Origin of the sequence: Streptomyces sp. NBC_00223, from assembly GCF_036199905.1 — a bacterium.
Taxonomy (GTDB): domain Bacteria; phylum Actinomycetota; class Actinomycetes; order Streptomycetales; family Streptomycetaceae; genus Actinacidiphila.
Map to the genome: position 1 here is coordinate 1 of NZ_CP108109.1, position 19,080 is coordinate 19,080.

Below are 19,080 nucleotides of genomic sequence, written 5' to 3' on the forward strand. Positions count from 1 at the left end.
GCCTTCGGCCCTGCGCGCGGGCTTCGCCCGCCGACTACCCGGCCTTCGGCCGGGGGCACCGCGGCGGCGCCGCGGTGCGTGGCCCGGCTGCGCCGGGCGTGATCGGGCTGCGCCCGATCGGTGGGGGCGAGTGTGGGGTGTTCGGTAGATGGTGGCTCACTTCTCCTGCGGAGCAGGAGAAGTGAGCGTGAGTCGAGGAGGTGTGGGCCTGCGGCCCTGACGGTGGGTTGGCTGGGGCCGGGCTTCGCCCGATGAGATGGCGGTGGGTGGGCGCTTCGCGATCTCGGGCGGGTGGTGCTGGATGGTCCTGTCGCGAGTTCACTCGTTCGGGTGGCCCGGGGGCGGGCTTCGCCCGCCCTCCTGATTCAAAGACGCAATCCCGCTAAACTCTGTGGTGTTAGGGAGGCTCCGGGGAGGGCTCAAGATCGCGGACTCGATCAGTGTCGTGATCCACTTCCTGTCGTTCCTCGCTCGTTCCGGAAAGAGGAGGCATCCGTCATGGCGAGGAAGCTGCGGCCGAACCAGGAGGAGGCGTGCGGGGCATCGGTCCGGCTCCTGACGCTGCCCGCGTCGGGGGCGGTGCCGCCGGAGGGGCTTCGGTGTCAGATCAGGGCCGCGACGGGGGCGGGCAAGTCGCTGACGGCTGTTCACGTCGCCTCCCGCCTCCACGCGGAGCGGGCACTGGTGCTGGTCCCCTCGTTACCGCTGCTAGAGCAGTCGGTCGGGGTGTGGCAGCGGGAGAGGCGCGGCTGGCGGATGTTCGGGCTCTGCTCGTTGAGGGCCGGCGAGCAGCCGGGGATCAAGTGCACCACGGATCCTGCGGAGCTGGTGAAGTGGACCGCCGGGCCGGGGCTGGTGACGGTGTTCGCCACGTACGCGAGTGTGGGGCTGGGGCACCTGGAGGGGGCCCACCGGGCCGGGTTGCCAGCGTGGTCGCTGGCGGTGGTGGACGAGGCGCACCGGGTGTCCGGGCAGGCAGGGCGGCCGTGGGCGGCGATCTTGGACAATGCCCGGATCCCGTGTGACCGGCGGTTGTTCATGACGGCGACGCCAAGGCTGTGGGCGGTGAAGGAGGACGATCGGGAGCGGGCCGCCGCGGTGGGGATCGAGGCGGCGGAGCTGATCGCAAGTATGGACGACGAGGCGCTGTTCGGGCCCGTCGCGCACGACTACCCGCTCGGGAGGGCGATCTCGGACGGGGTGATCGCCCCGTACCGCATCCTGTGCGTCGACGTCGCAGACCCAGTGCTGCAGGGCCTGGAGCAGCGCGGTGCGAGTGACCGGTCGGTGGAGTACCGGGGGGCTCGGCTGGCCGCGTTGCAGACGGCGCTGCTGACGGCGTGTACGGAGTGGGACCTGTCGCGGGTGCTGTCGTTCCACCACATGGTGGCGGAGGCGCGGGCGCTGAGCACCGGTCTGCGAGAGGTGGCGCGGGTGCTGTGGGAGCGGGATCCGGCGCTGCACCCGCGGCCGGAGCTGGTCGGCACGAGCTGGCTGGAGGCCGAGCACACCCCGGCGGAGCGACGGGCCGCGCTGGGCACGTTCTCCTCGCTGGTCGGCGAGGACGGGTGGCAGCTGCTGCGGTACATCCTGTCGTCGGTGAAAGTGCTCTCCGAGGGGGTGGACACCTTCGACTGCGACAGCGTGTTCTTCGCGGACGTGCGCGGGTCGATGGTCGACTTGGTCCAGGCCGTCGGGCGCGCTCTGCGGATGCACCCGGGCAGCGGGAAGGTAGCCACCATCGTAGTGCCCGTGCTGCTGGGGGCCGACGAGGACGGCGAGCAGCTGCTCACCTCGAAGGCGTACGACGGGCTAGCGAAGGTTCTGATGGCGCTGCGGTCGCACGACGCAGCCTCCGTCGAACGCCTGGCGCTGCCGCAGTCCGAGGCCCGGCCCCCGCAGGAGTCGCGGCACGCGGGGGCTCCGGAGGAGTTCAGCTCCGCCGGTGGCGAGGCGCAGCTGCTGCAGTTCTCCAGCCGACGCGACCCGGCGGTCATCGCGGCGTTCGTGCGGACCCGGGTGCTGGAGCCCGAGCGGGAGGAGTTCCGGCGCGGTCTGGAGGAGCTGCTCGCCTACCGGGAGAAGTTCGGCGACGTGAAGGTGCCCTACGCCTACCGGGCGACCTCGGGGCACCGGGTCGGGGCGTGGGTGGCCGACCAGCGCCGCTACAAGGCCGCCGGGGTCCTGGACGCCGAGCGAATCGCCCTGCTGGACGAGCTCGGCATGGTCTGGTCCGCGTTCGATACCGCCTTCACCGACAACCTGACCGCGGTCGCCGGCTACGCCGCCGAGCACGGACATGCTTGCCCGCCTGCCGACGCCGTGTGGGGCGGGCGCCCGGTCGGCGTCATCATGAAGAACCTGCGCACCGCCCAGCGCCGCACCGAGGCCCTGGAGCGCCGCGCCGCGGCCGGCGAACAGGGCCTGGACTGGACCGGGGCACTGGCCGCCGACCGCAAGGCCGCCTACGACGCCATCGACCCCGCCTGGTGCCCCACCGGATGGTCGGTGGACTGGCAGCGCAGCTTCACCCTCGCCTGGCGCCACGCGAAGGTCGGCGGGACCCTCGCCGGCACCGAGCCCGACGGCGTCGTCGTCCAGGGCGAGGACCTCGCCGGATGGGCCCGCACGCAGCAGATCGGCTGGGACAAGCTCGGCCCCGCCCAGCAGTGGGCCTTGGAGCACGTCCTCGGCCTGGCGCCGCTGACCGCCGAGCAGCGGCCGGCCCCAAAGGTGACCCACGCGGAGAAGGAGCAGCGGAACCTGGCGGCCGCCGCGCAGTACCGGGAGCGCGAAGGGCACCTCACCGTCCCGCGCAAGCACAAGGAGCCGTTGGAGCTGGCCGACGGCACCACCATCGAGATCGGCCTCGGCATGTTCATCGCCAACAGCCGCAGCAGGCGCGCCGACATCCCGGCCGCCCGCGCCGAGCGCCTCGCCGAACTCGGCATGCGCTGGGAGTAGGCGTGTGCCGGAGACGGGCCGGTGGCGGGTACCGATCTGTCGCGCCCCAACAACGCGCAGGGTGGGCGAGCACGGTCTCGTTGGCCGCCATCGCGTGCGCCGGAGCGCCCGTACCCCGCGTTGTGGAGCCGTGTCGGAGCGAGGCAGGCCGAGGACGTGCCCGGCCGTAGTGCACGGGTCGTCTCACCACGTTGCGCACAACGGAGTCGGCCGGTCGAGCTGAGGGGGGTTAGACTGGCAGGTGCCGGTGCGTCGAGTGTCGGCCGCGTACCGCTCCGGTTATACGGAACTGCACCTCGCAGGGTTGGACCTGCGAGGTGAAGAGCGGCTAGCGCCTTCGGGACCGACCAGTGGCTCGCCTAGTTTCGTGGAACGCCGGTCGGCATGGTGACGTACCGGACCGTGAGCCGGTGGGGAGCTGTGACGACGCCCGCCGCCCTTTGGACGGCGCGCAGTGGAGTCTCTGGCCCGATGCCGGGGATGGCAGGTTCAGCCTGCGGCGCGCCAGTCCCCAAAGGGCGTTTTTTCATGAGTATCGACGCGTTCGAGAACGACAGTCTTCCCCCGCTGCTGCGGCGCCCCGACGAGGTGCCGGACCCGGCGCCGGTCACGCAGTTGCGCGGCTTCCGCAAGACCCTGCTCGACAACCCGGTGAACTCGCTGGACGAGGACGCGGCCACCGTGGTCACCGGCGGTGCCGTGGACCCCGTGCTGCTGCGCAAGCTGGTCGAGGCGGCCGGGGAGACCGCCGACGCCGGCCTGCTGATGGCCAAGCCGGTCGTCGGCGGCACCCTGTACGCCATCCCGCCGCACCGGCGGTTCACCGACCTGGACGTACTGCCCGACTTCCTCAACCAGCGGTGGGTGCACAAGCTGCACACCGCGATGGACGACAAGCAGGAGAACAACGCCCCGGTCGTCTACAGGACCTTCATCGACGAGGCGACCGGGCAGCCGAGGGCGCTGTTCGTAGTGCGGGTGGCGGACCGTCAGGCCCTGGCCGACGCGGTCACCGAGAGCATGCGCCAGACGTACGGGGCCCAGGGCCAGCGAAACGTCTACACCGAGAGCGTGCTGCAGCACGGCATCAAGGAGCCGATGACGCTGTTCCTGGTCCGGGTCGTCTACGACGACGGCGTCGAGGAGACCTACACCGTCGCTGGCGACGGCAACAGCCGGCTCGTCAGCATGTGGCTGGCGCGCACTGGCGGCAACATCGACGAGGCGGCGGCGGCGTGCGTCGCCGCCGTGATCGGCCCGGTGGACCGCTCCGGCCCGCGCCGGCCGGCCGACCAGCGCTCGGCCCGCGCAAAGGTGACCGAGATGGCCGCCCGCGTACGCCGCGGCCTGGCCGAGAAGGTCCTCACCGAGGCGACCCGCCGCGAGGGCCACACCCTGACCTTCCCGGCCATCGTGGTGGTCGGCGCCGTCACGGAGGACGGCACCCCGCTGCCCGACCTGGTCGCCGCCCGCGACGACCTGGTGGCCAACCTGCACGTCCACGTCACCCCGTGGGACGAAGGCGCGCAGTACACCCAGGGCATGCAGCGCGTCTACCGGCACGCCCTGCGCGAGCACTTGGTCGACGCCGACACGTACAAGGTGCTGCTCGGCGAGGTCAGCCCGGCCACGATGCACAAGCTCCTCGGCCTGCCGCCGCACCGCCTGTGGTCGGTGGCCCTGCACCAGCAGGGCATGCTCGCCGGTCAGGCTGAGAGGATGAACCGGCTCCTCAAGCAGGAGTTCGGCATCGGCAGGGCCGACCGCCAGAAGGTGAGCGAGCGGATCGCGTCGATGGCGCTGTCCGCCTACCGCAGCTCCCCGGCCATCGACCAGTACGCCCGCGCCCTCGGCAACGGCGGCACCATCACCGACACGGTGTGGAAGCGGAACTGGACGCTGACCCGCGGCACCGACGCCCTGAAGGTCCTCGACGGCATCCTCGAGCGGGCGCTGCTGGACGAGACCAACGCGGTGGCCGAGCTGACCGTGCTCGGCGGCACCGCCGCGATCGTCTCCGGCTTCATCACCCGTGACCGCGGCTCCAAGCTCGCCGCGGCCCGTGAGGTGCGCACCGCGCCGCTGCGGCACACCCCCAACGCCCTGCTGGCGTTGCTGGCCGGCACCCAGGGCGGGCTGCGGATGCTCCACTCCATCGCCTACGCGCACGTCGCGGCCGACCCCAGCATCCTGCCCAAGCAGTTCCACACCGCCGCGCGGGAGATCGACGGTGCGGTGATGCGGGATGGCGAGCCGGTCGTCGACAAGGCCGGCGCGGTGGTCTCCATCGACTACGAGTGGGACCTGGTCTACGCCGCCAGCCCGGTGGAGGCCGAGGCGTCGATCGCCGAGCTCAAGAAGAAGCTCGACGGCAAGACCGGGAGCGGCAGCACTACGGAGACCGAGGACGCACGGCAGCGCCGGATCCTGCAGAACTCGATCAAGGCCGCCAGCCGGGCCGCGTTCACGCTCGCCAAGATGACCCAGACCCACGCCCGTGGCCGTGAGGTGTTCGGCCTCGTCACCAGTGTGGACGCCCTGCGGGTTCAGTTGGGCAGCATCACCGAGACTCTCATCAAGTTCGGCCCCGTGGCCAACGTGATGCCGGACCCGGAGGACGAGTACGAGGACGGTGACGGCGCGTGACCTCGGTAACGATCCCCCGTCAGATCCGTCGGCGGCTCGCCCCCGCCGTCCGCACCCTGGCGCCGCTCCTGGACACCGGTGCCCTCGCCCGCGCCGACGACCCGGCCTCCGGCCTTGGCCTGCCGGGCGACCGTCGAGGCCGCCCGGAGCGAGATCACCGTGCCGCGCGCGGTGTACGTGGCCTGGGATGCCCGGGGCTGGTGCCGCTACATCGGCAGCGTGAACCGCCGACAAGCAACCGCGGTCGGCGACCGGCTCGCCGAACACCACCAGCACCCGCGGCACGGGCCGGCCCGCCGCCGCGACTGGGTGCTGCTGACCGTCCTGCCGATCCGGGCGGACGCGCCGCACGGGGCCGTCCTCGCCGCCGAGGGATGGGCGGCGCGACTGCTCGTCTCGCTCGACGGCGGCGCGCACCCGGTGATCGATCTGATGCTCCCGCCCGACGCGATAGCCGCGCGATCCCCACCCCGCACGGCCCCTGAGCCTGGTACCGGGCGCGGGCGGGTGGGTGGTCGTGACTACGACCACCCACCCGTCGGCTCTCCGGTCAGCCGCCCGACGGCGAGGCGTAGCGGGGTGAGGCATCGGCCGGGTGCTCGGAGACCAGCAGTTCCTCGCTGCTCGGCGCGCAGGATGCCGTCCCGGGCCCAGCGGCAGGGTTGCTGCGGCAGGACGGCGGCGAGACGGCCCCCGGGGTCAGCCGGTACGGCAACGAGTGCGACCACCCGCCGCGGGACGCCGCTGTTCGCCAGGACGACGGGTGAGGTGGCGCCGGCGGCGCGGAGTTCGTGGTCCCACAGGGCTCTCACCGCCAATCAGGCTTTCCTGCAAGGAGGCTGTGTGCTGATCCGGGTCAGGTCAGGTCGAAGTCGTTGGGGTCGAAGTCGAAGTCGTCCGGGCCGAAGCCGCCGTAGCCGGGGCCGCCGTTGAAGTATTCCGCGAGGGCCTGGCCGACGATCTGTCGCACCTCGCCCTCGTTCTCGGCGAGGGCCAGGGCGGCGGCCTGCTCGCCCGTCAGGTTCAGGTGGATGTCGCGGGCGCGGACCGCGTCCGAGCCGCGGATCTCGAAGGTCATGGTGCGGCCGACCCGGGCCCCGATCCCGGAGACGGTGCCGCGCTGGGCCAGTTGCTTGGCCTTGCGCTCCCGGCCGCGCTCGGTGGTCTGCACGTCGACCGCCTCGCGCTGCAGTCGCTCGGCGGCTTCTCCCTTGGGGTGGCGGGTGCCGTCGATCCAGCGGAGCACGGTGCGCGGGGCGACGCCGTAGGCGGCGGCCATGGCCTTGGTGTTCCCGCTATACTTGCGCTCCCGCACCTGGCCGGCCTGCGTGGTGGACTGCACCGGCGCCTTCCTGGAGGGGAACAGCGCCTCGCGCACCCGGCCGAACAGCCCCTTGGCCGCCATCAGTTGCCGCCTTCCTCGTCGTCGTTGTCGGTCTGCTCCGGGGCGATCGGGGTGCCGTCAGTGGTGTAGTGGTGGACCAGCTTGGAGGGGTGCTCCCGGCGCTCCATCGCCTCGACCACGGCCTCCAGGGGGATCGAGGCTTCGTGCTTGTGGCTGCCCGGGGCGATGCCCAGGCGCAGTGCGCCGGGGACCGGGGTGCCGTCGTCCTTGACCGGGAGCAGCTCCAGCGGGGACGGGGCGGCGGCGGCGTACAGGTAGCTGTCCACGTTGACCGCGAAGGGGGCCCGGCCGGTGAGCAGCAGGGTCTTGCGCAGGCGGCGGTGGGCGGCGATGCGGGCGGCGGCGATGACCTGGAAGCGCAGCGCGGGGTCGTAGGACCAGGAGGCGGCGACCTTCTCCAGCCACACCTGGTCGTCCAGGTGGCGGGCGGAGTCGGCCCACTTGCCGATCCCGCCCTTGTAGACGTTCTTGTAGGTCTCCGCGAGGACCAGGGCGTCCGCGCGGACCGGGTCGGTGCCGACGTCCCTGTGGACGGCGTAGGCGGCCAGGAACTCCTCCGGGCTCTGGCCGTCGAACAGACCCAGCTCGGCGTAGGTCCGCTTGTAGCCGCCCCTGATCCGGCCGGTCCACTCTTTGAGCAGCGGTGCGGTGTGGGCGGCCAGGTAGGCGGCGGTGATGGTGGCCTGGTCGAAGCCGTAGGTGGTGGCCATGTAGGCGACCGTGACGGTGGCGTACCAGCCGGGCCCGGTCGGCGGCTGGCCGTGGAAGGTGGCCGGGTGCGGCAGCAGGGAGTCAACCTCGGTGCCGGTGAAGTCGCACCACCACAGGCCGGCGGTCTTGCCGTCCCAGGCCGGGTGCTCCACGTACGCGTACGGGCCGATGGGCAGGCGCAGGGAGTCGGTGACGGACAGGTAGCTCGCGCACACGTCGACTGCGACCGCGAACTGGCGGCCGGCCTCCTCGGTGGTGAGTTCGCGGGCCCACCACTTGTAGTCCTCCTCTTCGCACACCGTCTCTCCCTTGGAGAGGAGTTCGCGGGTGAGCGGGTGGCGGGCCCCGGCGGCCGGCGGCACGCACAGGTCTCCCGAGGGCAGTGCGCCCTCGCGCATGTACGAGGACCACTCCCCCATCGCCTGGTCCTTGGTCCACTCCACGCGGGGGCGCACCGCGTCCAGGAGCAACATCGCGGTCGAGGCCGTGGTCGCGCCGGGGGCGACGCCGAGGTCGGTGGTGAAGGCCCGGTAGCGGCGAGCCAGGACAAGCCCGTCCCGGGTGCCGTCGGGGGCGGTGGCCAGCGGGGCGGCGAGGGAGCTGACGGCCTGCTGGCGGCCGTCGCCCTGGCCCAGCCACGGCGCGATGGTGACCCGCACCGAGGTCTTCGGGCCGCCGGCCGACCCGGCACGGCGGAAGGCGTGGAAGGACGGGCCGATCGCCTCGGAGATCTCCATGCCCACCGTGGCGGCGGCCTTGGCCAGCTTGGCCTGGAGCGCGGCCAGGGCCTTCTCCGTGCCGGGCAGCATGGCGGGCAGGCCGAGCTGCTTGAGCGCGGCGGCGGTCAGACAGACCATGCCGTCGCCACCGCGTCCGGCCGGGTGGGCGCGCTCGACGCGCAGCGGCAGCCCCGTTCCCAGCCACGCGAACCAGTCGCCCAGCTTCGGCCCGGCCGGAGCCGGGATCTGCGGGACGTCCAGCACCCAGCCGCCGCCCTCGGCGACGTCCAGCGCGACCGCCGACCACCAGCGCGCAGCGGCAGCCGTGGCGGCCGGACGCGGCGCAGCCGGACGGGTAGCGGGACGGGACGTCGCCGGGCGCGGCCTGGCCGACGGGGCCGGGGAAGCGGTGGGCGCGGGCCGCACCGGCGACGAGGAAACAGGAGCAGGAGCAGCGGGCGCGGCCGGGGCGGCGACGGGCGCCAGGGCCACCGGGGCGGGCAGAGCCTGGCCCGCCGGAGCCGGGGCCGGCTGCTGGGCGGCCGGTGCGGCGGCCTGGGGCGCCTGGGCGGCGGGGCGGCAGAACCCGCCCAGGTGCATCGGGCGGCCCTGCGCGCGATAGACGGAGGGCTGGCAGCACTGCACGCACGGCGCCGACTCGCCCATCACCAGCGAGCCGTCCGGGTTCTGGTCGAGCAGCGGAACCACTAGGCCGTCACCCGTGTCCTGGGCGGGCGCCGGGGCGGTGAACGCCTGCGGCACGACCGAGACCGGAGCGGTGGGCTGTTCAGGCGCAGGGAAGCGCTCCGCCAGGCCCGCGAGCAGCCGCGCGTAGGCCGGGGCGATGTCCGGGCCCGGAACGGCTGATCCGTCCTCCCAGCCCAACACCAGGGCCGAGTCCACCCGCAGAACCGCGGCGATCTGCGTAGGCGTCAGCCCAGCCGCCAGGCGCAGCCGCTGCCGCTCCGCCGGAAGCGGCAGGCCGGTGTTCACGGCCGCCAGCAGAGCGTCGACGGAGTTGAACAGGTCATCCGACATCAGGGCCGGTCTCCTCAGCGTCCGTTGGGTCGGGTCGGGTCGATCCGCGGGTCGCCGAACAGGGCGTCGAAGACCCGCTCGGTGAGGCAGGCGATCGGGCCCTGCTCGGGGCGCAGCGTGTAGCCGGCGGTGCGCCCGAGATCGGCCACCGCGATCGGGACCTGGCGGCGGTAGTAGAACTCGAGCTCGCGGCCGGCGAACTCCGTGGGCTCGACCACGCCCTGCGCGGGGTTGAACGGCAGGGTGAACGAGGGCAGGCCGGCCACGTCCTCCTCGGCGGCCAGGTGCAGCACGCCGTCGTCGGTGGTGCGGAACGCCACGGCCAGGTCCACGCCGCCGGCTCGGCGGTCGCGCGGGAGCCCGTGGCCCTCCAGGACACGGCCCAGCTGCGAGGGAGCCATGGCGGCCGCGATGCCCAGGGCGCGCCGGTTGGAGTAGCTGTCGCTGGCGTCCGCGCGGGACATGGCCAGCTCCTTGACCACGTTCAGGTGCTGGGTGACGCGGCTGATGCAGGCGACCAGGGCGGTCAGGTCGTCGAAGGCGGAGGCCTGCGGCGGCTCGACCAGCCGCTCGCCGCGCAGGGCCGCGAGCAGCGCCTGGGCGAGGTCGTCGTGCACCTCGACCCGCTCGCCGCCGATGCTGATTCTCACGAGACAACTCCCAAAAAGTAGAATTTAACCAAATACTACGCCCGTCTGCTCTTGGAGTCAAAGAGGAAAGGGCGCGCGGCACTGCTGTGCGCCGGTGCAACTGGCCAGGGGTCGGGGAGGGCAGGCGCGGCCGCCTCCGGCCAACGCGACGCGGGTGCACGCCACTCTGGCCTGACCGGGGGCTGGGAAGACGGTGCCAACCGGGCAGGGCAGCGGCGTAGGGTGTTCGCCACCACGGCGAGTTGGCCACCCGCCGGGGCGACCACACCGTCGAGTCGCTGGCCGGCAAGGCCGCGCCCGACCGCTTCGTGGTCCTGCTCTTCTCCGCTCCCCTGTTCCCAGCGAGTGAGGCACCTTTGTCCAGCGGGCTTGTCCGCGCCACCTCGCCCAACCAACCGCCCAGCGCCCTGCCGAACGAGCTCGCCGACGAGCAGCTCACGCTGCTGCTGGAGATCGCCACGCCCTTCGTGCAGACCTGGGTCTGGCCCATCTGGGACTACGTGGTCAAGCGGATGGACGAGCGCGGGCTCGATGCCCGCAAGATCATGGCGTCCCTGCCCCGCGTCGGAAGCACCGGAACGCTCGGGCCGTCCTACGGCTTCACCGCCAAACACGACTGGCGCATGATCGGCGACGGCGACCCGGTCAGGCTCACGGTCGCGGCCGCCCTGCCGCTCGGCGAGCTGCGCCCTCTCCTCGCAGACCCGTTCCTGCGGGTGCTTCACCACATGATCGCCCTGCAACGAGCCGCAGTACCGTCGCCGACCGAGGTCACGCAGACCTGGCTGAACTCACCGGAGCTGGCCGAGGCCATCCCCAGCCTCAAGCCCGAGTTCATCGCCGCGCTCCCGCAGATCCTCGACGATGAGCCCAGCACCTGGGGGGGAAGCGGACGGGGCCCGAACCTGCCCGACGACCGGCGTGGGCCAAGGAGATCAAGCGCGAGATCCAGGAGTACGCGCAGGCGACCGACGTGGAGGCATACGTCGCCACCGTCTGCCGGATCGTCACCGAACAGATGTGGGAGCAGAACTACCACCATTACCGCGCCGAGCAGGGTGTGCCGCTGCCCCGCGAGTATGCCGCGGCGCCCCGGCCCGGCCAGGCCGGGGAGGAAGCGGCGGAGCCCCCCGCCGCGCCGGAGACCTCCGGGTCGGTCTACGTCAAGGAGGCGCTGATCGAGGAGCTGGTCGAGCTCGACGGCGCCGGCCGCTTCTTCACCGACAAGCTGGTCCGGCAGTGCAGGGAGCTGAACTTCAACTACCAGCACGAGCAACCGTTCTCGTGTCACGCACTGCTGCGCGCCATCATCGACCACGTTCCGCCGGTCTTCGGCGTGGCCGGGTTCGCCCAGGTCGCCAGCAACGTCACGGGGCGGACCAAGACCGACAAGGACTACCTCAAGAAGCTCCAGGACTTCCGTACCCAGGGCGACGACGTGCTGCACCGGCAGATCGGCCCCCAGCGCAGCCGCATCGACATGCACGACGTCCCCGCCCCGGCAGCCCTGAACGCCCTGCTTGAAGGCCTCCTCAAGCACCTCCGGCAGGCCCGGGCCGCGGCCGCGGCCGGGAAGTAGCGCGCCGACCTGCCGGGCCTCGGACGGGCGGCCGGGCTGTGTACGGGCCCGGCCTCCCGGAGGCTTCACCGTGCGGCGCCCGTACCGTGGGGGTGCTCGTGCCGGGCGGTGCGGAGCAGGCGCAGCCACGCGCCCTGGTGAAGGCGCTCGGCGGGTCCAACGAGCATGGCGGGCCACGGGCACGGCCGGGATCCGGCGGGGGCCGGTACCCATAGACGCGGCCCGCATGCAGTCGCTGCGGGCGGTGCTGTCGGGCCTGGGCGGCGATGGCGGGCAGGTCCAGCGGAACGGGCAGGGCGCGAGCTCGGCCCAGACGACCTTGCCGGTGCCGGTCGGGTGCTCCCCCGCTCTTCGGCCAGGGCCTCGACCATCAGCAGGCCGCGGCCGGTGACGGCCTGGTCGTCGCCGATGCCGGCCACGATCCGGGGCAGGGCGGCGCCCTGGTCCTCGACCTCGAACCGCACCCGGGCGCCGGCCGCGTCCAGGCGCAGCAGCGCGGTGAGCCGGGCCGGGCCCGCGTAGCGGGCGGCGTTGGCGAGCAGTACGGAGGCGACGGTCACCAGGTCGTCCAGTGCGGCGCCGTCCAGGCCCCAGCCGGTGGCGGCGCAGTGGACCAACCTGCGGGCGGGGCCGACGCAGGCCACGCGCCGGTGCGGGTCGGAGGCGGTCGCGGTGAGGGTCAGGCGGTACAGCGGCCCGCGCCGAAGACGGTGCGGCATCGGGGCCCTCAGGGGTGGTGACGGCACGTCGGTCGGGTGGGCCACCGGTTCGGAGGCGACCGGCGGCGGCCCGCATCCGACCCAGCCGACCCGCGCCACAGGCGCAGTTCCAGTCCACCGCCCGCAGCCACGGGAGCGGTGCCACCCCGACCGCACGTTTCACCGGCCACTTCAGCCCGGCCGCCCGCCCGGTGGCGCCAGGGTGTGACGACTCCTCAGACCGAGGAGAGCAGGCGGTGGGCACCAGCACGCCAGCCGGGTTGGGCAAAGCGGCCGGCTGCACCCAGGAGACCCTCGTCGTCGCGTTCGCCGCGCTGGCCACCGGCTCGGCATCCAGGCCGCGGTGAGCGTGCGTCAGCTGCGCCGCTGGGAGGCGCCCGACCCACCGCTGCCGCACCCAGGCCAGCAGGAGGTACTGGAGGCGCCGCTCGGGGTGCCGCTGGAGGAGCTCGGCTTCCAGATGCCCGCCGAGCGGCGCAGCACGCACCGGCCGGGCCGGCAGGTCGGCGCGGCGGACGTCGTGCTGCTGCACGCCGAAGTGGCCGGGCTGTACGCCATCGACCACACCGCCGGCGGGCGGGCCGCGCGCACCGCCCGCCCGCCGGGTCCTCGGCGAGCTGGAGCGGGCACTGACCAGCGGCAGCTACCTGGAGCGGGGGCCGGGCCCGCACCGCGTGCTCGGAGGCGCTGGCCACCGCCCGCCTGGTCGGCGACCCGCTGCTGGAGATCCGCGCACTCGACAGCCTCTCCCTCCTCGCGGTCGGGCAGAAGCGCCCGTGGGAGACGGTCGCCGCGGCCAGCACGGTCGGCGCCCTCGCCCAGTCCCACGGCAGCCTCAAGGTGAAGTCCGTCGTCGCGCTGCGCCACACCCCGCCCTGGTCCCCCGAGCCTCACGTACACGAGCGGGTGCAGGTCTGTCCGTCTCAGGGTCTGGTATTCGGCGAGGGTGAGGCGGCAGGTGCTGGGCGGGGTGGTGCCGGGCCAGTCCGGTGAGTCGATGCCTCGGGCGCGGGCGGCCTGCCACATGGTGGGGACCAGGGCGTGGGTGTGGGCGGGGGTGGCCATCTGTTCGCACATCCACAGCAGTCGGCCGGCCCCACGGGAAGGACCGAGGGTGCGCCAGCGGATGCGCTGGGCGAGGTCGGCGGCGGTGATGGCGATCCAGGGGTGGACGGTGGCGAGGGGGCCTTGGGCGCCGAGCCAGGCGAGGTAGCGCTGTGCGTCGTCGAGGACGGGGGCCATGGAGTCCGCCGGGATGCCGCGGATGTATGCGGGCCGGCCGCGGAAGGCGCGGGGTGCGCGGGCGACGAGGAGCAGGACGGCGCGGGCGAGGTCGCCGGCGACCGGCTGCCAGTCCTCCTCCTCGTCCTGGTCCGCGTCTGTGGTGGCCTGGCCGGGTTGGCCGAGGGTGCGCAGGACGTTGTAGAGCTCGGCTTTGGCGCGGTCGGTGAACGGCGCTTGTTCGAGCGCGGGCAGGCGGGTGGCGAGGGTGGCGATGAGGGCGTCTTCCGCGGTGTCCGGGTTGTCGGGGACGGGGAGGTGGGCGGTGGCGTCGGCGAGGGTGGAGGCGAGGTCGGCGTCGACCATGAAGCGGCTGGTGAGGCGGCCGAGTTCGGTGGCTTCGATGCGGTCGTCGCCGCCGTCGGGGTCGGGGGTGCGGGTGAGGTAGGCGGTGTCGGTGAGGAAGTCGGTGGCGTCGTGGAGGGGGTCGAGGGGGTGGTGGCCTTGGTGGAAGGCGAGGGTGCTCTTCCACCAGTTCTCGGCCTGGGTGGTGGTGGCGAGGCGGTTCTGGACGGCTTCGGCGAGGAGGTGGTCGGGCAGGCGGTCGCGGATGCGGGAGGTGACGGTGTATCCGGCGGCGAGGCGTGCCTGCCAGTGGTGGCGTTCGCTGGGGGCGGTGAGCAGGTAGGCGTGGCCTTCGCGTTCGCCGGCGCCGATGCGGCCTGCACGGCCGAACATCTGCTGGACCATGGACACTTCGATACGGCTCATGCCGATCTGGGTGTCGCGGACGATGACGGCACGGGCGGGCAGGTTGACGCCGGCGGCCACGGTGGAGGTGGCGACGAGGATGTCGGCCTGACGGGTACGGAAGGCCTGTTCGGCTTCGCGCTTGTGAGGCCAGTCGCGGTAGTGCAGGCGCACGCCGGCCTTGGTGCACAGGCGCTCCACGAGATCGCTGTCGTCCGCGTCGGCGCCGGTGGTGTCGACGCCGCGGTCATGGGCCAGGGCGAGGGCAGTGGTACGGACCGAGCGTTTGCTGCCGCAGAACACCAGGACACTGCCGCCGCCGGCGGTGTGGTGGCGCGCGAGGTCGACGGTGCGGCGGGTGCGGGTGTTGTTGCGGGTCGCCCAGTCGGCTGCGTCGGCGTCCGGTGGCATGGCCGGCAGCTGCCAGGTCAGGCGGGTCGGGCGCCAGGGCGAGCGGATGAGACGGGCGCCGAGCCATCCGGCGAGTTGGTCGGCGTTGGCGACGGTCGCGGACAGGCCCACGATCCGTACCCGGGTGGCGTCCTCGCGGACCCGGGCCAGGAGCGCCTCCAGGACCGGGCCCCGGACGGGGTCGCCGAGCAGGTGGATCTCGTCCACGACCAGGCAGCCGACTTCGGCGAGCGCGGCGCGTAGGGAGCCGGCGCGGCAGATCGCCTCGAACTTCTCGGTGGTGGCGACCCACAGATCGGCTTCGCGGATGAGGTCGGTGTCGACGGCGGCTTCGCCGGTCAGGCGGACCACCCGCAGCCCGGCGCGGCGCCAGGCGGCGAGGTCGCGGTCGAGTTCGTCGGTGAGGGAGCGCTGGGGAACGAGCCAGGCGGCTTTGCGGCCGCGTTGGTGAGCGGTGAGGGCGGCGACCATGCCGATCGCGGTCTTCCCGGCTCCGGTCGGGGCAACGACCATGGCGTGCTCGTCGCCGTCGGTGACGGCGGGGATGGCGGCGGCCTGGACCGGGTTGAACGCCGGGTGCGGCAGCAGCGCCTTCCACACCTCGGGGACGAGGTCCTCGACGGGCACGAACGCCTCGGTGTCGCCGGCGGGGAGCTCGTCCAGGGCGTCCCACTGGGCGGCGAACGCGTCCCGGGCCGCGTATGCGGCGGGCCCTGCGGCCGGCGTCGCCACGCCGCCGGGCCAGGCGGCCAGCTCGACGGGCGCGCCGAGGTCGGACACCGTGGTGACCACCTCGTCCTCCACCCAGTGCGCGGCGGTGCGCACCTGGGCGCCGAGACCAGCGAGAGCGTCGCGCAGGGTGTCGAAGCGCTCCCCCGCCGGGATGATGACCCTCAGGTCGGTGGCGGCGCGCAGTGCGGGCTCGGGCACGTTCCAGGCGGGGTCGGTGATCTTGCCCCACCACAGAGCCCGCGTCTCCTTCTGGGCCGGCAGGGGCAGGTCTTCGGGCCACGCCGGGCCCACGGGGGCGGTGGTGGGTGCGGGTTCGCGGGAGGGGTGGGGCAGGCGGATCGCCGTGACGCTCACGCCGGGCCCGCTCGGACACGGGCCCGTGTCGGGTCCGGCCACCAGCCGTGCCGCGGCGCGGGCGGTCACCGCAGGAGCGGCCTTTGTACGCTGCGGTCCGGGGGCGGCGGCCGCCGCAGGCGTGGCCGGGGTAGTGGGGCGCAGGAGCCTGTCGTAGGTCTTCACGCCGAGGTCGGCGAGCGTGAACGCAGCCGGGCAGGCGGGGCAGACGACGGCGACGTACCGGTACTTGCGCCCTGCGGACTCGTACGGGCGGCGAAGCGAGTGCAGTACGCCGTCGCACTGCGGGCACGGGCGGGGCACCTGCTCCTGGTAGGTCCAGCCCGGCTCGGTGAACCGCTGCTGCAGCCCTGCGGCCGGCAGGTCGCTCCCCCACCTGTCACGGACGAGCTGCTCGACCGTCAGATCGCTGGCCTCGGTGTCTGTTTCGTGCACGGTGCTCACTGTGGCAGCCGGGTAGCCGCCCGTACCAGAGGCACTCGGACAGTGTCGCGGCCCCGTGCCGGTGGCGCCGTCAGCGGCAGGGGCCGAACCTTCGTGCTCAGCGCCGATTTGGCCGCCTTCGCTGCCGGGCGGGATGCGGCCGGCGCGATTCAAGGCCGTGGTGCTCTCCCGCTGGTGTTCCGGCGGGCCGCCGAGGGCCTGGGAGCCCTTGTTGTTCACCGGTGTGAGAGTTGGAACCGCACTGGGGTTGAGATCGCGGACGCGGCCCGCTCAACGTGGCGCGGAAAAGTACTGCTGGGCTACGTCACGGCTGGGGTTGCTCAGTGGAACAGTGCTTCGACCAGGGCTGCGCGGAACCGGCGCTGCCGGACTCCAGTGGCGATGGCCTGCGTGGTCGGATCCCCTGTCAGGCCGATACACATGACGACGGCTCCGGTTTTCTCGAGCATGTGCCACATGTCGTCGGTGAGGCGGACGGGCACTGCGATGCGGACGATCTCCGGGTCGGTGCTGTGCTTCGACTCGTCGTAGAAGCCTTCGAAGGTACGGTTGGCCGAGTTGAAGACGGCCTTCCAGCCGTGGTCCTGGGCGAGTACAGCGGGCGCGTCCCACACGGGCCAGCCGAAGTGGTCCTGCACAGCGGTGGTCGTTGCGGATGTGTGCCCGGACAGCACCAGGGTGACGGTGCGCACCTGATTTCCCGTGATGACGGTTGTCCTGCCTTGGGCTCGGGCGCTCACCGCGCCGGGCGCTGACAGGCCGATGTGCGTGACCGCCATGTTGAGCTGAGCCCACAAGTCCCGGGGACGTTCTGCCATGCCCCCAGCATCGGGTAGGCGGGGTGGCGCGGGGGACTGTGTCAGGGTCATTCATTCTTTCGGGTGGGCCCGTGTACGCGGCGGGCTGGAACGCGCTTGGCTCCTGTTGAGAACCTGACGCTCGAACAGGCCGCATATGTGGGCTGCTTCGTCCACGGCTCTCCTGTCCCAGGGGCGAGTTGCACGCTTGGGCGGCCGGGCGGCCTCCCGTCCAGCTCCGCGAAGCGGCCGGCTGCGGAGATCAGGTCGACTGCCCAGGGCGGTACGGGAAGATCGCCGCCGCCGTCGGTGCGGGCGGCGGACAGCCGAAGCGGCGCGTCGGAGCGTCCGGTGACAATCCGCTGTGCCAGCGCGGCGGCGTGCAGCGGGTGGGCGACGCGTGTGTGAAGCCGGTGGGCGAGCAGGACCGTCGCATGGTCGGGCTCGGGTGGCCCTCTCTGTCATCGTTGTGTGAGACGCCCTGAAACGATCAGCTGGTCTGAGAGGGCACGAATGGAGTCTCACCCGTATGTCCAGTACCAACCGTCCTGGCGCCGGTCCCGCGCCGAGGCCGAAGCGGCGGGCGTTCTCCGCGGAGTACAAGCTGCGGATCGTCGCCGAGTACGACGCTGCCCCCGCTGGGGAGAAGGGTGCGGTCCTGCGCCGTGAGCGCCTGTACTCCTCCCATGTCATCGAGTGGCGCCAGGCCCGCGACGGCGGCGCTCTGAAGGGGCTTGTGGACCGGCGCACCAGTTCCGCCCCAAGGAAGCACCCCGCCGGGGCGGGGGCCGCGAAACTGCGCGCGGGGAATGAGCGGCTGCGCCGGGAGGTGGCCAGGAAGGACGCGGCTCTGGAGGTGCTGGGAAAAACACACGCGCTGTTGGAGCAGTTGTCCGGCAGCGCGGACTGACCGACGTCCTGGACACCCATCTGCACCAGGCGGTTGAGGAGTTGAAGGCCCACACCGGCATCGTGGACGCCTGTCGCCTGACGGGCCGCTCGCGTGCCACCCACCACCGGCGCCTGAACCCCGCGCCGCGGCGGGAGAAGAAGCCGCGCCCGGCCCCGGCCACCGCCTTGTCCGCCGCCGAGCGGGAGGTGGTGCTGGCGCTGATGGACACCCCGGAGTACGCCGGGCTGCCGCCCGCCCAGATCTACGCCCGCGAGCTGGACGAGGGCCGCTACCACTGCTCCGAGCGCACCATGTACCGCATCCTGGAGTCGGCCGGGCAGAACGGGGAGCGGCGCCGGCAGACCACCCACCCGGCCAGGACCGTGCCCGAACTGGTGGCTGACGGGCCGTCGCAGGTACTCACCTGGGACATCACCAAACTCGCGGGCCCGGCCAAGGGCATCTGGTTCCACGCCTATGTGATCATCGACATCTACAGCCGTTACATCGCCGGCTGGACGGTGGAGCGGGCCGAGGAACTGATCCGCGACACCATCGAGCGCAACGGCATAGTCCCACAGACCGTGCACGCCGACCGCGGCACGTCGATGGCGTCCAAGAAGGTCTCCCAGCTCCTGATAGACCTCGGGGTGACCAGGAGCCACTCCCGCCCCGGCATCTCCAACGACAACCCCTGCATCGAAAGCTACTTCAAGACCGCCAAGTACCAGCCGGACTTCCCGCCGAGGTTCGATTCACTGACGCACGCGCGGGAATGGACGGAGGGATTCATCACCTACTACAACCACACCCACCAGCACTCCGGGATCGGCTACCACACCCCGGCCGGCGTGCACTTCGCCACCACCGGACTGGTCCGTGAGCAGCGCGCCGCCACCCTCACCGCGGCGTACGCCCGACACCCGGAGCGGTTCAACCGGCGCCCGGTACCGCCAGAGATCCCCGCGAAGGCGTGGATCAACGATCCTGCCAAACGCCAGCAACCCAAGCATCAAAGTTCATAGCACTACATTCGTCTCATTTGACT

The 19,080-nt window shown here is 72.6% G+C and carries 11 protein-coding genes; 5 read left to right on the plus strand and 6 right to left on the minus strand.

The window, feature by feature from the left end:
• Positions 1–498: 498 nt before the first annotated feature.
• Positions 499–2,964, plus strand: coding sequence for a Helicase associated domain protein (locus OHA30_RS00005; RefSeq protein ID WP_328911654.1), 2,466 nt, complete (start codon positions 499–501; stop codon positions 2,962–2,964).
• Positions 2,965–3,492: 528 nt separating this feature from the next.
• The gene (locus OHA30_RS00010) at positions 3,493–5,610 is read left to right on the plus strand and encodes a hypothetical protein (protein WP_328911655.1); all 2,118 of its coding nucleotides are present in this window, start codon (positions 3,493–3,495) and stop codon (positions 5,608–5,610) included.
• 856 nt (positions 5,611–6,466) lie between these two features.
• Here OHA30_RS00010 and OHA30_RS00015 read toward each other — a convergent pair.
• Genes OHA30_RS00015 through OHA30_RS00025 form a run of 3 tightly spaced genes read right to left on the minus strand, consistent with a single transcriptional unit; the run spans position 6,467 to position 10,133 of the window.
• Positions 6,467–7,015: a hypothetical protein gene (locus OHA30_RS00015; protein ID WP_328911656.1), complete on the minus strand. Its 549-nt coding sequence runs from the start codon at positions 7,013–7,015 to the stop codon at positions 6,467–6,469.
• Positions 7,015–9,483 (minus strand): helix-turn-helix domain-containing protein, encoded by a 2,469-nt coding sequence (locus tag OHA30_RS00020; protein ID WP_328911657.1) that lies wholly within the window; start codon positions 9,481–9,483, stop codon positions 7,015–7,017. The genes OHA30_RS00015 and OHA30_RS00020 overlap by 1 nt, the downstream gene beginning before the upstream one ends.
• A 14-nt stretch (positions 9,484–9,497) precedes the next feature.
• Complete coding sequence (locus OHA30_RS00025) at positions 9,498–10,133, minus strand: hypothetical protein (RefSeq protein ID WP_328911658.1); 636 nt, start codon at positions 10,131–10,133, stop codon at positions 9,498–9,500.
• A 973-nt stretch (positions 10,134–11,106) separates the two neighbouring features.
• Here OHA30_RS00025 and OHA30_RS00030 point away from each other — a divergent pair.
• Complete coding sequence (locus tag OHA30_RS00030; protein ID WP_328911659.1) at positions 11,107–11,712, plus strand: hypothetical protein; 606 nt, start codon at positions 11,107–11,109, stop codon at positions 11,710–11,712.
• A 65-nt stretch (positions 11,713–11,777) separates the two neighbouring features.
• Here OHA30_RS00030 and OHA30_RS00035 read toward each other — a convergent pair whose 3' ends face one another.
• From OHA30_RS00035 to OHA30_RS00045, 3 genes are all read right to left on the minus strand, one after another.
• Entirely contained in the window at positions 11,778–12,431 is a 654-nt protein-coding gene (locus tag OHA30_RS00035; protein ID WP_328911660.1) for an ATP-binding protein, read from the minus strand.
• A gap of 354 nt (positions 12,432–12,785) precedes the next feature.
• Positions 12,786–16,334 carry a DEAD/DEAH box helicase gene (locus tag OHA30_RS00040; protein ID WP_328911661.1) on the minus strand — a complete coding sequence of 1,183 codons (3,549 nt, stop codon included), beginning with the start codon at positions 16,332–16,334 and terminating at the stop codon, positions 12,786–12,788.
• Positions 16,335–16,663: 329 nt separating this feature from the next.
• Entirely contained in the window at positions 16,664–17,161 is a 498-nt protein-coding gene (locus OHA30_RS00045) for a hypothetical protein (RefSeq protein WP_328911662.1), read from the minus strand.
• Between the two features lie 508 nt (positions 17,162–17,669).
• Between OHA30_RS00045 and OHA30_RS00050 the strand changes: the two genes are divergently transcribed.
• Both OHA30_RS00050 and OHA30_RS00055 read left to right on the plus strand, forming a co-directional pair.
• Positions 17,670–18,050, plus strand: coding sequence for a hypothetical protein (locus OHA30_RS00050; protein WP_328911663.1), 381 nt, complete (start codon positions 17,670–17,672; stop codon positions 18,048–18,050).
• A gap of 62 nt (positions 18,051–18,112) precedes the next feature.
• Positions 18,113–19,057, plus strand: a complete 945-nt coding sequence (locus OHA30_RS00055) for a DDE-type integrase/transposase/recombinase (RefSeq protein ID WP_328911664.1) — start codon at positions 18,113–18,115, stop codon at positions 19,055–19,057.
• The last annotated feature ends 23 nt before the right edge of the window (positions 19,058–19,080 follow it).

Coding starts and splice junctions, on each gene's coding strand:
- OHA30_RS00005 (WP_328911654.1), top strand. CDS start 499: ATGGCGAGGAAGCTGCGGCCGAACCAGGAGGAGGCGTGCGGGGCATCG.
- OHA30_RS00010 (WP_328911655.1), top strand. CDS start 3,493: ATGAGTATCGACGCGTTCGAGAACGACAGTCTTCCCCCGCTGCTGCGG.
- OHA30_RS00015 (WP_328911656.1), bottom strand. CDS start 7,015: ATGGCGGCCAAGGGGCTGTTCGGCCGGGTGCGCGAGGCGCTGTTCCCC.
- OHA30_RS00020 (WP_328911657.1), bottom strand. CDS start 9,483: ATGTCGGATGACCTGTTCAACTCCGTCGACGCTCTGCTGGCGGCCGTG.
- OHA30_RS00035 (WP_328911660.1), bottom strand. CDS start 12,431: ATGCCGCACCGTCTTCGGCGCGGGCCGCTGTACCGCCTGACCCTCACC.
- OHA30_RS00045 (WP_328911662.1), bottom strand. CDS start 17,161: ATGGCAGAACGTCCCCGGGACTTGTGGGCTCAGCTCAACATGGCGGTC.
- OHA30_RS00050 (WP_328911663.1), top strand. CDS start 17,670: ATGTCCAGTACCAACCGTCCTGGCGCCGGTCCCGCGCCGAGGCCGAAG.